Source organism: Acinetobacter sp. ANC 3882 (assembly GCF_022549545.1).
Lineage (GTDB): Bacteria > Pseudomonadota > Gammaproteobacteria > Pseudomonadales > Moraxellaceae > Acinetobacter.
The window spans coordinates 127,605-142,225 of the sequence record NZ_JAKZGB010000001.1; the positions used below are offsets into that span (position 1 = coordinate 127,605).

At 39.1% G+C, this 14,621-nt stretch carries 16 protein-coding genes; 6 read left to right on the forward strand and 10 right to left on the reverse strand.

Annotated features, from left to right (window positions below):
* Positions 1 to 8: 8 nt before the first annotated feature.
* The 5 genes from MMO42_RS00770 to MMO42_RS00790 all read left to right on the forward strand — a co-directional run bounded on the left by MMO42_RS00770 (position 9) and on the right by MMO42_RS00790 (position 3,840).
* Positions 9 to 338 carry a hypothetical protein gene (locus MMO42_RS00770; RefSeq protein ID WP_241318770.1) on the forward strand — a complete coding sequence of 110 codons (330 nt, stop codon included), beginning with the start codon at positions 9 to 11 and terminating at the stop codon, positions 336 to 338.
* 119 nt (positions 339 to 457) lie between these two features.
* A complete protein-coding gene (gene ftsY, locus MMO42_RS00775) occupies positions 458 to 1,576 on the forward strand; it encodes a signal recognition particle-docking protein FtsY (RefSeq protein WP_241318771.1) in 1,119 nt (372 codons plus the stop codon).
* A gap of 181 nt (positions 1,577 to 1,757) precedes the next feature.
* A complete protein-coding gene (locus tag MMO42_RS00780; protein ID WP_005294584.1) occupies positions 1,758 to 2,354 on the forward strand; it encodes a nitroreductase family protein in 597 nt (198 codons plus the stop codon).
* A 221-nt stretch (positions 2,355 to 2,575) separates the two neighbouring features.
* On the forward strand, positions 2,576 to 3,259 hold the full coding sequence (locus MMO42_RS00785; protein ID WP_241318772.1) for a DUF2057 domain-containing protein: 684 nt from the start codon (positions 2,576 to 2,578) through the stop codon (positions 3,257 to 3,259).
* Between the two features lie 59 nt (positions 3,260 to 3,318).
* Positions 3,319 to 3,840, forward strand: a complete 522-nt coding sequence (locus MMO42_RS00790) for a GNAT family N-acetyltransferase (RefSeq protein WP_241318773.1) — start codon at positions 3,319 to 3,321, stop codon at positions 3,838 to 3,840.
* A 54-nt stretch (positions 3,841 to 3,894) separates the two neighbouring features.
* On the opposite strand, the gene MMO42_RS00795 is transcribed toward MMO42_RS00790, so the two are convergent.
* Both MMO42_RS00795 and MMO42_RS00800 read right to left on the reverse strand, forming a co-directional pair.
* Positions 3,895 to 5,556: a PepSY domain-containing protein gene (locus MMO42_RS00795; protein WP_241318774.1), complete on the reverse strand. Its 1,662-nt coding sequence runs from the start codon at positions 5,554 to 5,556 to the stop codon at positions 3,895 to 3,897.
* Between the two features lies 1 nt (position 5,557).
* Entirely contained in the window at positions 5,558 to 5,845 is a 288-nt protein-coding gene (locus MMO42_RS00800; RefSeq protein WP_241318775.1) for a hypothetical protein, read from the reverse strand.
* 429 nt (positions 5,846 to 6,274) lie between these two features.
* Between MMO42_RS00800 and MMO42_RS00805 the strand changes: the two genes are divergently transcribed.
* Positions 6,275 to 8,548, forward strand: coding sequence for a TonB-dependent siderophore receptor (locus MMO42_RS00805; RefSeq protein ID WP_241318776.1), 2,274 nt, complete (start codon positions 6,275 to 6,277; stop codon positions 8,546 to 8,548).
* A gap of 61 nt (positions 8,549 to 8,609) precedes the next feature.
* On the opposite strand, the gene MMO42_RS00810 is transcribed toward MMO42_RS00805, so the two are convergent.
* The 8 genes from MMO42_RS00810 to MMO42_RS00845 form a co-directional block, all read right to left on the reverse strand.
* Positions 8,610 to 8,906, reverse strand: a complete 297-nt coding sequence (locus MMO42_RS00810) for a cyd operon YbgE family protein (protein WP_005294572.1) — start codon at positions 8,904 to 8,906, stop codon at positions 8,610 to 8,612.
* A gap of 4 nt (positions 8,907 to 8,910) precedes the next feature.
* Positions 8,911 to 9,012 (reverse strand): cytochrome bd-I oxidase subunit CydX, encoded by a 102-nt coding sequence (gene cydX, locus MMO42_RS00815; protein WP_004653762.1) that lies wholly within the window; start codon positions 9,010 to 9,012, stop codon positions 8,911 to 8,913.
* 14 nt (positions 9,013 to 9,026) lie between these two features.
* Positions 9,027 to 10,172 carry a cytochrome d ubiquinol oxidase subunit II gene (gene cydB, locus MMO42_RS00820; RefSeq protein WP_241318777.1) on the reverse strand — a complete coding sequence of 382 codons (1,146 nt, stop codon included), beginning with the start codon at positions 10,170 to 10,172 and terminating at the stop codon, positions 9,027 to 9,029.
* Positions 10,169 to 11,746, reverse strand: a complete 1,578-nt coding sequence (locus tag MMO42_RS00825; RefSeq protein ID WP_241318778.1) for a cytochrome ubiquinol oxidase subunit I — start codon at positions 11,744 to 11,746, stop codon at positions 10,169 to 10,171. Before MMO42_RS00825 ends, cydB begins: the two co-directional genes overlap by 4 nt.
* Positions 11,746 to 11,937 carry a cytochrome oxidase putative small subunit CydP gene (cydP, locus tag MMO42_RS00830; RefSeq protein ID WP_005153374.1) on the reverse strand — a complete coding sequence of 64 codons (192 nt, stop codon included), beginning with the start codon at positions 11,935 to 11,937 and terminating at the stop codon, positions 11,746 to 11,748. The genes MMO42_RS00825 and cydP overlap by 1 nt, the downstream gene beginning before the upstream one ends.
* A 551-nt stretch (positions 11,938 to 12,488) precedes the next feature.
* Positions 12,489 to 13,100 carry an OB-fold-containig protein gene (locus tag MMO42_RS00835; RefSeq protein ID WP_241318779.1) on the reverse strand — a complete coding sequence of 204 codons (612 nt, stop codon included), beginning with the start codon at positions 13,098 to 13,100 and terminating at the stop codon, positions 12,489 to 12,491.
* A 22-nt stretch (positions 13,101 to 13,122) separates the two neighbouring features.
* Complete coding sequence (locus MMO42_RS00840; protein WP_141669874.1) at positions 13,123 to 13,428, reverse strand: Rieske (2Fe-2S) protein; 306 nt, start codon at positions 13,426 to 13,428, stop codon at positions 13,123 to 13,125.
* 16 nt (positions 13,429 to 13,444) lie between these two features.
* Positions 13,445 to 14,458 carry an adenosine kinase gene (locus MMO42_RS00845; protein WP_241318780.1) on the reverse strand — a complete coding sequence of 338 codons (1,014 nt, stop codon included), beginning with the start codon at positions 14,456 to 14,458 and terminating at the stop codon, positions 13,445 to 13,447.
* Positions 14,459 to 14,621: the final 163 nt, after the last annotated feature.

Sequence of the window (14,621 nt, forward strand, 5' to 3'; positions counted from 1 at the left end):
GGTAGGTTATGTTGTCTATAATTTTTAAACATAAGGTTATGCAATCCAAATTAGGATTTAAGTTGGACCAAACTTATAATGTTTTGGTCGGTATTATTATTTTGTCTATTTTTATACTTGCGTATAACGCTTTACAACGCCCAATTAATACAGTGCAGTATCAAAAAGTTGTTCAGTACGCACACCAAGCGAGCCATCCTAGAACACAGCATTTGGCTGAAGATATTTTAGAACAAGCTAAAATTCGACGTGTAGATTATCTAAAGCTTTTAAATGCGTACCAATTTGAATCGAATCGTATTAAACAATATCCGGCAATGGCAAAAGAAGATGAGTGAGTTTTAAACGATTCATTTTTATTTATAAATGAATGGTTTGCCTCTGTCGGAAAAAAGAAATCAATTTATGCTAGACTAGCGGTCTTTTTTAAAAGCTGCTTTATTCTCAAGGAATCGACATGCAACAGCAATCGAATATGCAAAATAAATTCTTGATAGATGCTGACATTGGTGATGATGATGTCACATTACCGAATTTACCTGCTGTCGATGTTCCCATTATTGATGAGCCAGTTGTAAAAATTACAGTTGAAACCCCAGCACCTGTAACGATTGCAGCAACGACACCTGCTGTTGAAGAAGAAACCCAGCCTACGGGATTCTTTGGACGCATGAAAGATGGTTTGACTAAAACACGTCGTAGTTTCACCGATGGTATGGTCAATATCTTGATCGGCGGTAAAGAAATTGATGACGAGTTATTAGAAGAAGTCGAAGAGCAAATGTTGGTTGCTGATATTGGTGTAGATGCAACTAAAACCATTATTGCCAATTTGACCGAAAGAACAGCTCGTGGTGATTTGATTTATTCGCATGCTTTGTACAAAGCATTGCAAGAAGAGTTAGTCGCTTTACTGGCACCACGTGTTAAGCCATTGCATATCGATCCGAATAAATCACCCTATGTGATTTTGATGGTCGGGGTAAATGGTGTAGGTAAAACCACAACCATTGGTAAATTGGCGAAACGTTTACAAGGCGAAGGCAAAAAAGTGATGTTGGCAGCGGGCGATACTTTCCGTGCAGCTGCAACGGAGCAACTTCAAATTTGGGGGGAACGTAATGATATCCCAGTGGTCGCTCAAGGGCATGGTGCAGACAGTGCTTCTGTGATTTTTGATGCATTTGAAAGCGCACGTGCTAAAGGCATCGATGTATTGATCGCCGATACCGCTGGACGTTTGCAAAACAAAGCCAACTTGATGGAAGAGTTGAAAAAAGTTAAACGTGTCATGCAAAAAATTGATGCTACTGCGCCTCATGAGATTATGCTGATTGTTGATGCAGGCACAGGTCAAAATGCGATTAACCAAGTGCAGTTGTTTGATGAAGCGGTTGGTTTAACAGGGATTACCATTACCAAACTTGATGGTACGGCAAAAGGTGGCGTGTTATTCAATATTGCAAGCCGAACTCACGTACCTATTCGCTATATCGGTGTGGGTGAGAAGATTGACGATTTACGTCCTTTCTCTGCCAAATCATTTGTGGCCGCATTATTTGAAACCGATAAGTAATTAAATTATGTTAAAAAAGACTCCACGGAATGTGGAGTTTTTTTATTTCAAATAAAAAATTAGACTGTTTCAAAAAAAGAACGATCTGTCATATTTTTTGGGCTATTCCTAAAAAATGCGTCGTTATACACTACATTCAATCCAAGATAACGCCGAAATGGCACAAGGTAGGAATAACAACATGAGCAACTTCTTAAATAGCATTAAATCTCGTCGTACCATCTATGCGATTGGTAAAAACCTTACAGTTGATCAAACAACTGTTGAAGAAACAATTCGTGAAGCAGTAAAACAAAGCCCATCATCATTCAATTCACAAACATCACGTGTTGTGACGTTGTATGGTGACTCTCATGTTAAATTCTGGGAAATCGTACGTGAAACTTTGCGTAAAATGATTCCTGCAGAAGCCTTTGCAAATACAAGTGCAAAAATTGATAGCTTTGCTGCTGGTTTTGGTACAGCGTTATTTTATGAAGACCAAGATGTTGTAAAAGGTCTACAAGAACAATTTGCATTGTATGCAGACAACTTCCCAGTATGGTCTGAACATTCGAGTGCAATCGCTCAGTTTGCAACGTGGACTGCATTATCAGAAATTGGTGTAGGTGCTTCATTACAACACTACAACCCAATTATTGATGCAGAAGTTGCTGAAACTTTTGATATTCCAGCGAACTGGAAATTACGTGCTCAGCTTGTATTCGGTTCAATCGAAGCAGCGGCAGGCGATAAAACCTATATGGATGATTCTGCACGTTTCAAAACTTTTAACTAAGTTAAAACGACTAGCGAAAAAGAGCACTAAACAGTGCTCTTTTTTTATTTATATTGGATATTCGCCAAAAGAAGTATGGCACTTATAATCAAAAATGATGTATATATCTTAAATAAGCCGAATTGATGGAATAGACAGTTTTGTTTTCTGTCATAAAATAGTCACAATCGCATTGCATAGTGCATACGATTTCATAAATTGTTTATATCGAGAAGAGTCTAATGTCTTTAAGAGTTGGTGTTGCTGCTTTCGGGTTATTATTAAGTAGTTCAGTTTTTTCGGCAGTCACAATCACTGCACCTGAAGAAATCGTGATTCTTGCTGTAAATGGTCAAGAAGTAAATAATGGATTAATTCCATCAAAGAAGAATAACTATCAAGTGGATCCAGGCAATTTAACAGTTAATGTTCGTTATCGTGAATATTTTGAGCATTTAAACGGTGAACATGACATTGTTAAATCGGGTGTTGTAACTATTCAAGCGCCAGACCTACAAGACAATCAATCCTATACTTTGGGTTTGGTAAATGGGCCTAAAGACTTTGATGCAGCAAAGAAATATGCTGACCAACCAACAGTTGCATTATACGATCAAAACAAAAAATTGGTTGTACAGCAAACGGGTGCAAACAATGAGGCACAACCTTGGTTTACTGGTAGTAATTTATTAAGCCGTACTTTAGATTTAACACAAAAGAATAAAAACAATGCTGCGAATCAACCCGCACCTGTTTATGCAGGTGCCACCACACAAGCGGTTGCTGCTGCACCTATTGTGGTAACAACAGCAGCGACAGTGGGTACAGCAAAAACTACAGATCAACAATTGGCTGAATTGTGGCAGAAAGCATCTAAAGCTGAACGCCAAAAATTCATGGCTTGGCTAGCAGGTCAAACCAACTAATTCAGCACGAAAAAAAGCCGATGATTACATCGGCTTTTTTTATTGTGGGGAAAATAAAAATGTCTTTAAAGATTAGAAAAGCAAAAAACTCTGATATAGAACAACTTGTTGAATTGATAAATTCTGCTTATCGGCATGACGCTGAGCGAAGTTGGACAACTGAAAAAAACGTTGTACAAGGTGATCGTATTACAAAAGAACAATTAGATAATGAGTTGAGACAACCTAACTTTGAATTATTAGTAGGAGAAGAGCGAGACAAAGGTCAGATTATTGCTTGTATAGGATTAAGCTTGAATAAAGGTTGTATGGAAATCGGTACTTTTGCGGTTGATCAAAGTATACAGAATCAAGGTTATGGCCGTGAAATGCTCAATCATGCTGAGGCATATATTGCTCAAATTTATCCAGAGATTCGTGATCTTGTGATGCATGTTTTAGATGTGCGTAAAGAATTAGTCGCTTATTATCAGCGTCGTGGTTACCAAATAACTGGACGAAAAAGTGAATATCCAATTGAAGCAAATGTAGGACAACCGCTTGTGCCGATTCAACTCATAGAATTGAAAAAGTATATCTAGAACATAGATAGAGCCATGATGGGGTGGAACAAGCATGGCTCTACTCACGATAATTTAAGCTTGGTTCTCAGAAAGAGATGACACTTGTTCAGCTTTTTGTATAGACCAAATTGAACCTATCGGTGCAGCTTGTGCACGATCCTTAGCTTGTTGATAAAAACGTATAAATAGTAAAGCAAGAACAAAAGCAACGATATCGATCCAAATTAGAGTGCCAGTTGAATACCAAAGTCCTTGAATTGGCAATAGATAGGCCAAGATTGAAGTGACAGGAATCAGAAATAGAATGATTGCAATTGCTAGGAATAACTGAGGTAAAGCTTTTGCAGCACTGATAATAAATGCATAGGTAATTGCTGCGATAAACACCAAATAGTAGCTATACATGAACACATGGTTATGACTTTGTAATTGCAATGGTATGACATAGGCCCATCGACCAATCAACATACTGGTAAATATAGCCAACATACAGCCCAAACAAGCACCGATGGTAAGATTGGCAATAAACATAACATCCTTGCGTTGTTGCGGTGCTGGTAAGTTCGGATTCTTTTGCTTACGCAAGCGAGTTTCTATCCACAAAATATTGCCAGAGTAGAATAAATAAGCACCACCCAAGCCAAAAATTAAATAAATCCAGCGAATCGGTTCGCCGCCATAATTGCCAAAATGCAAAGCAAACATCGAGCGAATCAGCGAGCCGGTAGAGCTTTCTTCAGTTGATAGTGTTTTGGTTGGATAAGGCGTAGTTTGATAGGGATTAAATGACATATAGTCAAAGGTATCGCCACGAAGCATACGGTCTGGATGATACAATGCAACAAAAGCGGAGGCGCGTTCTGGATTATCCAGTTGATTAAAACGGATGCCATCAATCCGATAATCTGGCGCAGCCTTTTGAATATTCAAGAAAATGTTTTCTACATTTAATCGAGGTGTTGGATCAATAATCTTTACCGCAGCAGGTCGCTCGAATAAGGGTTTGTCCTTCGATACCAGTTGGGTCAATGCGCCATAGAAAATATCATGAAAGGCGAATACAACCACAGTCACACTGATGATGATATGAAAAGGTAAACTGGTAATTCCGATGACGTTATGGGTATCCAGCCAAAAACGTTTTTTATTTTTACCTTTGCGTACAGCAAAATAGTCACTGATTAAGGTCGGTAGTAATACGATTAAACCTGACATGATGGCAAGAAAGTATAAAACAGCAACAACGCCCATCACCATTACACCAGCTGTGTGATGTCCCATCATGCCTGGGATACCAGCTGTTTCATGCAGTTGTTCAATCAACCAACCCAATTTAGACACATTTTCTTCTTTAGCGAGTAGTTGACCATTAGCATCAAGCGTTGCCATCATGCTTGTTTGGGCAATATCAATGCCATGATGATCTTCAGCCTCTGCATGGGCAGCTTCCCATTGGATCGGTGCATTATGTCCTTCTGGCGAGCTAAAGCTTAAAGTAAATGCCTTTTGTGTTTCAGGGAATTTGGCCTGTACTTGCTCAACCAGTTGATTATATTGATTAGGCTGAATTGCAGCTAATTTTTGTTGGGGAGGCGTAGCCCATTGGCTGAGGTGATGCTGGAACATGGTTAAACCACCAGCAAAAAAACAGATAAATAATAAAATACCTGCACTTATGCCAACCCATGTATGTAGGTTTTTGCCAGTTTTAATGATATCTGCGCGAATTTTCATTTTAAGCTCTCAACCAAAATAACAGGGCATAGGCAAAAATGTTTGCAAGGCTAAAAATCACAATACTTTGCCAACCTTTAGGAATGAAATAAGCAATAAAGAATACGCATAGCCAAATCCATGGAATGGACCACATTCCTAATTGCGGTGCAATCGAAGCATCAGCATTGGATTTACTGAGTAAAAGAATGATTGCCCCCATAGCCATTGCAAAGCTTAGGCCAAGGACGCCTCCAGCGAATGTTTTGCTCCACCAATCGGGATGTAGTTTTTGTTTAAGCATGTTCATTTAAGATGACCTTTTCATGAGCATAATGAAGGGTGCAAATGACCAAACAAGAGTAGCAATTGCAAGCCAAATTAAGATAGCAACCAAGATGGGTAATGCGTAAATGAGTAAACTTAGACCAATGAATAATCCTAAAAGCCCTAAATATTTGAATGGGGCAGAAAGTGATTTTTCTAAGAAAATCTGATTAGGGTGGCTGAGATAAAGACTCAGACAAGACAGCAGTGAAACCATGATCCCTAATATTTTTAAAGTCATGTGTACGGCCCAAAAAGTATAATGATAATAATTATTATTTAAATTTATTAAAAATTAAAGTACAAATTCAAAAACTTAATCTATCCAGCTGAATTACGGGAAGATAAACGCTATTGATAATTGTTATCATTTATGTATTATGTAAAAAAATATTACATACTCGGGGGAGTCATGAAGCACCACAATTTATATACAGCGATTATGTTAAGCCTGCTAGGCAGTTCTACAAGCATGGTTTGGGCCGAAGATACATCAGAAAATTCAAATAAATCAGATGTGTTACCTGTTATTCATCTTAAAGCTGATCATGAAACTTCTGCATATACTGTTAAAAAATCAAAATCGGCGACCAAACTGGATTTATCTTTAAAAGAAACGCCACAGTCTGTCAGTGTGATTACAGAACAACAAATCAAAGATCAGAATTTAACAAGTGTATCCGCAGTGCTTGATCAGATTCCTGGGGTTTATCGTCAAAGTTATGGGGCGACGTCAGCTTGGGGAACAGGTGGTGAATATACCTCTTATTATTCACGTGGTTCTAAAATCCTAAACTTTCAAATCGATGGTTTATTATCGAGTCCTGCAATTGAAGGCCGTAACAATACTGCACTAAGCAATATTGATACGGCTATTTTTGAAAATGTGACTGTTGTAAAAGGTGCAACAGGCTTATTAAATGGCAGTGGCTTACCCAGTGCCAGTGTGAACTTCAATCGCAAACATGCCACACCCAATGCACAATCCATGGCTAAAGTAAGTTATGGCGCGTGGAATACATGGCGAAGTGAAATTGATGCATCTCAGGCATTGAATGAATCTGGAACTGTGCGTGGGCGCGTGGTTGCAGCACACCAACAAGGAGATAGTTGGCAAAAATGGGGTGATACTGAATCGACCATTTTATATGGTGTGGTAGATGCGGACTTGAGTGATAAAACGGTTTTAAGTGTCGGAACATCCTTAAGTCGGAATCAAAGTAATGGTCAAAGTATCCATGCTTATGCAAATTTTGATGCGAAGAATATTCTTTCGCCAATGGGACGCAAAGATAATTCTGCACCACGTTGGGCTTATACCCATACTGATAGTCTGAATGCATTTGCCCAGTTGCAACATGAATTTGAGAATCGTTGGAAATTGAATGCAAACTATAATTTTGCCACAACCGATACAGAAAGCATTTATGGTGTGATTGGTTCCAACACGTCTGGCGTTTATAAAATGCAAGACGGAAAGCGCGTACCCGTCATTGGTGCAGATGGAAAACCCGTTTATTACACGGATTATGAAAAGAATACATCAACAATAACAGCGGGTTATCAACATACAAAACCTGTTGAGCATGCTATTGATTTAGGTCTAACGGGTCCATATCAGTTATTTGGTCGCGAACATGAACTGATTCTTGGCGCTAATTTTCAAGATGTAGATCAAAATGATCCTTATTACAATCGTGTAATGGGTGAACCAGGTTCGATCAATATCAAAACATGGAATGGTTATACAGCACAGCCTACTGGTCTATATACCCCTGTAAATACAGGAAATTCTGTACTGCAATTTAGACAATATGGCGGCTATTTAGCAACTCGCTTAAATCTTTTGGATAGTCTCAAAGTAATTTTAGGTGGTCGTATTTCAAACTTTGATTATTATGCAGAATCTGGTAATAAAAATAACGGAACAAAAATTAAAGTTGATGATCAGTTTACGCCTTATGCCGGTATCGTTTTTGATGTGACACCTGAATGGGCTGTTTATGGTAGTTATACCAGTATTTTCTCTCCTCAATCGAATAAAGATTATCAAATGAAGCTACTTGATCCTAAAGAAGGTGATAGTTATGAATTTGGCGTAAAAGGTGAACTATTTTCTGGCCGCCTAAATACGAGTTTGGCTTTATTTCAATCTAATCTAGATAATGTTGCTGTTGAAGCTGGTAAATATGCAAATAGTGAAGAAGTCCCAGGGGCGGTTGCTGGAACATCTTATTACCGTTCTGCAAAAGGCGCGAAGACAAAAGGCTTTGATGTAGCAGTGTCTGGAGAAGTACTGCCTAATTTAAATCTGAACGGTGGATATACTTATTCAGAGACTAAGGAAAAAGGCGATCGTATTAACACCGATATTCCAAAAGATCAGTTCAAGCTCTTTGGCACCTACAAGTTTTCTGGCAATTTAGAAAAGCTTACAGTTGGGGCTGGAGTGACGTGGCAGAATAAGATTTATAGTAGCTATGACATGGATGGCTTTGCGCGTGATACCAATGGTCAAAAAGCTTTTACATTGGTTGATGCAATGGCGAAGTATGAGCTTAGTCCAGTGTTAACCGTGGGTTTAAACCTCAATAATGTTACGGATAAAACCTATCGTTTAAATACATCGAATCAAACATATGGCGCACCACGTAGCGTGACTGGTTCTGTATCCTTCAAGTTTTAATAACTTATCGATAAAAAAGAGGAAGCAAGTTTGCTTCCTCTTTTTGTTGGTTGATTCGAAATTAATTTCCAATCCAAATAAAGTAACCCAAAACCATTAATGGCCAAGCGATATAAGGACTGAATAACCACTTCCATAACCAGAATCTTGGTATAAACCCAACGCCATGAATAAAGCCGCCAGAGATCCCAATCATCACCAGCATCAGCAGGCTATGATTATAGTGCCCGTTAGCATCCAGCATCAGTGATGGGTGTACCAATAAAATAGCAGCAAGGGGCAATGCCAACAAAAACGAAATGGTCATTGCAAGTACTTGCGCTTTACTATTCTTCGGTGTTGTCATTGCTTCAGCCATTTTGTTATTCCTCATCTAAATCTTGATGATGTTCGATATAAAGTGCACTCAGTACACCTGCGAAACATGCCATCAAAACACCTAGAATCCATGCAAAATACCACATGTCATATCTCCTCATTAATACAAACTATGTGAATTTTCTTCGATATGTTTGTTGGTGATGACGCCCCACATTTTGTAATACGACCAAGAGGTATAGATCAAAATGAGCGGAACAAAGATACATGCAGCAACTGTCATTACACCTAGGGTTTTATGACTAGAAACAGCATCCCACATGGTCAAGCTTGACGTTGGATCAATGCTTGAAGGTAACAAGAATGGGAACAAGGCAAAACCAGCAGTCAGGATTGCACCGACAATCATTAAACTTGTGCCTGTGAAGCTTGCTGCAGATTTATGTTTTACGGCACTGACAATCACCAATAATGCACCTAAGATTGCAACGATTGGTGCTGCCATGGTGATTGGATACGTTGCATAGTTATTTAACCAACCATGATTGGCATTGGTTACCACATCTTTTGCCAGTGGATTCAATGCAGCATTGGTATTTACGGCAGTGGCATAACTATACCCAGAGATATTGCCAAAGACTAACCATGCTCCTGCTGCCAAGAAGCAGACAAGAAATACAATAGCCATGATTTGTGTTGCTTTGGCTGAACGGTTATGCAAATTACCATCTGTACGTAGCATCAACCAAGCACCGCCGTGTGCGCACAACATCGATAAGCTGACAATACCGCAAATTAATGCAAATGGATTCAGTAATGCAAAGAAGCTACCTGTATATTGCGAGCGCAAAGTGTCATCCAAGCTAAACGGTACGCCGAGGAACAAGTTGCCGAATGCCACACCAAATACCAGCGCAGGTACAGCACCACCGATGCATAGCCCCCAATCCCAAGACGTACGCCATTGGGTATTCTCTAATTTAGAGCGATAGTCGAATCCGACGGGCCGCAGGAACAGGGCAAATAGAACAAGAAGTAAGGCCCAGTACATCCCTGAGAACGCAACTGCATAGACCATTGGCCATGCAGCAAATAGCGCACCACCTGCTGTAATGAACCAGACTTGGTTACCATCCCAATGTGGTGCAATGGTGTTGATTGCAGCACGGCGCTCAGAGTCAGTTTTTCCCACAAATGGCATCAGTGCCATTGAGCCCATATCGAAACCATCGGTGAGGGCAAAGCCAATCAGTAGTACACCGACTAATACCCACCAAATAATTTTTAGGAGTTCATATTCGATCATGACTGAGCCTCCCCAGTTTTTACTTCTAGTTTTTCAAAGTGATATTTACCGGTATGCAAAGAACTTGGACCTAAACGAGCAAATTTGATCATTAAGTACATTTCAATAATGAGCAGTACAGTATAGAACGCTGCCAATGCAATAATTGAGCCCCACACATCACCAGCGCTGACGCTTGATGCAGAAAGATGTGTCGGTAAGATTTCACCGATTGACCATGGTTGACGACCACCTTCAGCCACATACCAACCTGTTTGAGCTGCAATCCATGGGAGTGGGAGCGCAAACAAAGCAAATTTGAGTAACCACGGTTTATCTTCGGCATTACGTTTTGCGACTGCCCAAGTTGCGAAAAGGAACAGCAATAACATCAGGAAGCCAGAAGCCACCATTGCACGGAAAGAGAAGAACAGTGCGGCTACGTTTGGAATGGTATCTTTAGTTGCCGCTTGAATATGTGCTTCAGTGGCATCAACTACATTTGGAGAGTATTTTTTCAAGAGTAGACCATAACCTAAGTCTTTTTGATTTTTCTCAAATGAAGTCAACAGTTCTGGCGAACGATCACCAGCACGAAGTTTTTCGAGCTCGCTATAGGCCACCATACCATTACGGATTCGCACTTCATGTTCTTTCATCAAGTCACGTAAACCAGTCACTTCTTTGTCTGTAGAACGTGTTGCAATAATCCCCATCACATAAGGAATCTTAATCGCATAATCGGTACGCATTTCCTGCTGATTTGGGAGACCAAACAAGGTAAATGCAGCAGGTGCAGGTTCGGTATGCCATTCAGCTTCAATCGCAGCAAGTTTGGTTTTCTGAACATCACCTAACTCGTAGCCTGATTCATCACCGAGTAGAATGACAGATAAAGTTGACGCTAAACCAAAAATTGCAGCGATGGCGAATGAGCGACGTGCAAATGGTAAATCACGTTTCTTTAATAAATAGTAGCTTGAAATGGCAAGGACGAAGATCGCACCTGTGACATAACCAGCAGAAACGGTATGTACAAATTTAACCTGAGCAACAGGGTTAAAGATCAAGGCACCGAAATCTACCAATTCCATACGCATGGTTTCGTAGTTAAATGCAGCACCGACAGGGTTTTGCATCCAACCATTGGCAATCAAAATCCACAAGGCAGACATATTCGAGCCAATCGCAACTAACCAAGTCACACCTAAGTGTTGGACTTTAGATAAACGGTCCCACCCGAAAAAGAATAAACCAATAAAGGTTGATTCAAGGAAGAATGCCATTAAACCTTCAATTGCTAGTGGTGCTCCGAAGATGTCACCTACATAGTGAGAATAATAGGCCCAGTTGGTACCAAACTGGAATTCCATGGTTAAACCAGTGGTTACACCTAAAGCGAAGTTAATCCCGAAGAGTTTTCCCCAGAATTTGGTCATATCTTTATAAATTTCTTTACCTGAAATCACATACGTGGTTTCCATAATGGCAAGAATGAAAGCTAGACCTAAAGTTAAAGGGACGAAAAGAAAGTGATACATTGCGGTCATTGCAAATTGGAACCGCGAAAGATCGACCACGCTTTCAGAAATCATCAACGTGTCTCCTGAGTTTTGGACATGTCGCCAGCAATACGCTCGGCAACTTCATTGTTAAAATCTTTTGGAATCGTTGGGGCATCAAACCAGATATGTTTAATCACCAAGAGCAGTACAACTTTAATAATAAGAATAATTGTAATTTCTCGAATGAGTCGCCGATTTGGGTCTTGAGAACTTGTGCTCATAGAACCTAGCCTCATATTTAAAGAAGATGCAAAACATTATTAAATAAAATTCATTAAAAATAAACCTTTAAGGTTTTTAAATAAATTAATTTAAAATTGTTTATATAAATCAGTTGCTTGTATTGATTTTATTGAATTATTTAAAATAATTATTTTAACCAACTAAAATAATATGGATTTATTTTTAAATCTGATTAAAACAGTTGTATTTATTATTTTAAATCTGATTAAAAAGCTATGGTTTAAAATGAATTAAATAAATATTAAACCAACTAAAATAGTATGAATATAAAATTTATAATATATACAGTAGCTTAACTATTTGATTACAAAATTACAGAGTTTTTATAGTGAAATAACCACAAAACCTAGTGTATTACTAGAGATTATTCTAAAAATTGTGATGGGCATCACTGTTGAGTTTTGGGCAATAGCACGATCATGAAAACAATAAGAAGGGAAGAGCTAAACTGAAAAAAATTGCAGCATATATTTGTAATAAAATGTAAAAACAACTCTTTTTTCTTTGAAAGCGCTTTTTAAAGCAGGAATCAGTCAGGAGTAAATAAATTGTTTGAGAGCGATATTTTTTTCGCGAGATAGTGTGAATTCGATTTTTGGCTAATTAATAACACTTGCGATTGTAATTCGAGTTCGCCGTATTCTGGTTCAACTTGCACATAATAGAGTTGACCAAACTCATCACGAACACGTGCCTGAGCAGAGAAACCTGGGCGGGCATTTCCAGTTGAGATTGTGGCTAAGCGTCCAACCAAATTGGTATGGGTGTGTGTGACCTTGGGTTTAATCACTTGGTCTAGGCAATGAATCATAAAGACGGTAAAGAATATATCGATGATCAGTGCTGGAACAAATAAATAGTAAGGCGAGATAAAATAGTGCTGCAAAGCAAAGAACGACAGTTCCAGAAAATAGCCTGCAAAACTAAAATTGATTAGTAAGAAAACAAAGATCAAATACTTGGAAAATTTTACATCCAGTAGTGGAGAGTTCAGTAACCAATCCGGGGTGAGCTTTTGAACCAATTGACTCGGTCGTAAGCCAATTACAATCCCGATGGTTTCTGCAATGCTGAGCACAATTAAAGCCACGACGCTCATATGAAATGGCATAAGGTAGTAGTTTAGAAAAAACTCAGTCATCGCAGAATTCATGATTTAAAGCTTAGTCAATATAGATACCACCATCTGAGTGGACTTCCAAATTTACTTTTTCAAGGAAGTCACCCAAACATGGTCCAGAAATACATTCACCTGTTTCGACAGAAAATAAAGCACCATGCGTAGAACACTGAATATATTCTTTATCTTGGTCCAAGAATTGATTTTCTAAATACTCAAGTTCTGTTTGCAAATGTGGGCAAACGTTTTGATAGGCGTAGAAGCTGCCATCTTTTTGAGTAATAAAAATCGTGGTTCCTTTCATGGTGTCATAGGCACGAGATTCCCGTTCTGGGACTTCTTCGGTCATGCAAATCTTTTCCATGTTATGCAAATTCCTGTTGAGCTTTTTGGAATTGTTCAAAGAGTTTAGCGTAATTTTCTACACTTAAACGTGGTCCATATTGAGCAACCACTTCACTTGAGATCAAAATAGCAAGTTGTGCTGCTGCTTCCAAGCTTAAACCTGCATTGATTGCATATAAAAATGCACCAGAGAATGCATCGCCAGCACCATTGGTATCCACCGCCTCAACCGCACGACCATTGACATGGAAGTGGTGTGCTTGATCTACAATGACAGCACCTTTGGCACCTTGAGTAATCACCACATGTTGATTTTTTACTTTTAAAATTTCAATTGCAGCATCGAGGTTTTCTGTTTCGGTAAACATCAATGCTTCTTGCTCGTTACAGAACAATAAGTCAACGCCATTATCTAACAGCTCTTCTAGACCTTGACGTGCGTATTGCACCATCGCTGGGTCTGAAAGTGATAAAGCAATTTTAACACCATGCGCTTTTGCGAGTTCACGTGCTTGTTTAACTGCAACACGAGCAGTATCACTGGTAGACAAATAACCTTCGATATATAGCCATTTTGCAGTTTTAAGTGGTTCAAGGTCGATTTGTTCATCAGATAATTCAGCTGTAATCCCAAGGTAGGTTTGCATGGTACGCTCTGAATCAGGGCTGATCAGAACCATACACGTGCCTGTTACACCTTCACTAATTGATTGTGTCGTGGTTTTAATGCCTGCTTCGTTTAAGCCATCTAGATAGATACGACCGAGTTCGTCATTACCGACGCGGCAACCATAAAATGCAGTACCGCCTAGTGCACTGAAAGCGACCGTGGTATTTGCTGCTGAACCACCACTGGCTTGGCCTTTGTAGCTTTGCGTCGCTTGTAATTGTTGATATAAATTTGCCTGAGTTTCACCATCGGCTAACTGCATTGTGCCTTTTTGCAACGCTTGTTGTGTCAAAAACTCATTTGAGACTTTAAATTCTTGGTCAATGAGTGCATTACCAATTGCAAAAAGATCAACAGTTGCCATGTTTGTCATCACAGTAAAAATCAAAAAGCAAAGTTTACACTAATGCTCAAGATTACAGTAGTTTGTTGAAAGAAATTCATCTTATTTATTCTAAAAACCAAAGATATACAACAAAAAAGGACAATAATCAGAATTGGAGAAGATGTGCTTGTATCGATAATAA

Coding starts and splice junctions, on each gene's coding strand:
- MMO42_RS00840 (WP_141669874.1), bottom strand. CDS start 13,428: ATGACCGAAGAAGTCCCAGAACGGGAATCTCGTGCCTATGACACCATG.
- MMO42_RS00845 (WP_241318780.1), bottom strand. CDS start 14,458: ATGGCAACTGTTGATCTTTTTGCAATTGGTAATGCACTCATTGACCAA.
- MMO42_RS00790 (WP_241318773.1), top strand. CDS start 3,319: ATGTCTTTAAAGATTAGAAAAGCAAAAAACTCTGATATAGAACAACTT.
- MMO42_RS00780 (WP_005294584.1), top strand. CDS start 1,758: ATGAGCAACTTCTTAAATAGCATTAAATCTCGTCGTACCATCTATGCG.
- cydP (WP_005153374.1), bottom strand. CDS start 11,937: ATGAGCACAAGTTCTCAAGACCCAAATCGGCGACTCATTCGAGAAATT.
- MMO42_RS00835 (WP_241318779.1), bottom strand. CDS start 13,100: ATGACTGAGTTTTTTCTAAACTACTACCTTATGCCATTTCATATGAGC.
- MMO42_RS00785 (WP_241318772.1), top strand. CDS start 2,576: ATGTCTTTAAGAGTTGGTGTTGCTGCTTTCGGGTTATTATTAAGTAGT.
- cydX (WP_004653762.1), bottom strand. CDS start 9,012: ATGTGGTATTTTGCATGGATTCTAGGTGTTTTGATGGCATGTTTCGCA.
- MMO42_RS00825 (WP_241318778.1), bottom strand. CDS start 11,746: ATGATTTCTGAAAGCGTGGTCGATCTTTCGCGGTTCCAATTTGCAATG.
- MMO42_RS00805 (WP_241318776.1), top strand. CDS start 6,275: ATGAAGCACCACAATTTATATACAGCGATTATGTTAAGCCTGCTAGGC.
- cydB (WP_241318777.1), bottom strand. CDS start 10,172: ATGATCGAATATGAACTCCTAAAAATTATTTGGTGGGTATTAGTCGGT.
- ftsY (WP_241318771.1), top strand. CDS start 458: ATGCAACAGCAATCGAATATGCAAAATAAATTCTTGATAGATGCTGAC.
- MMO42_RS00810 (WP_005294572.1), bottom strand. CDS start 8,906: ATGGCTGAAGCAATGACAACACCGAAGAATAGTAAAGCGCAAGTACTT.
- MMO42_RS00770 (WP_241318770.1), top strand. CDS start 9: ATGTTGTCTATAATTTTTAAACATAAGGTTATGCAATCCAAATTAGGA.
- MMO42_RS00800 (WP_241318775.1), bottom strand. CDS start 5,845: ATGAACATGCTTAAACAAAAACTACATCCCGATTGGTGGAGCAAAACA.
- MMO42_RS00795 (WP_241318774.1), bottom strand. CDS start 5,556: ATGAAAATTCGCGCAGATATCATTAAAACTGGCAAAAACCTACATACA.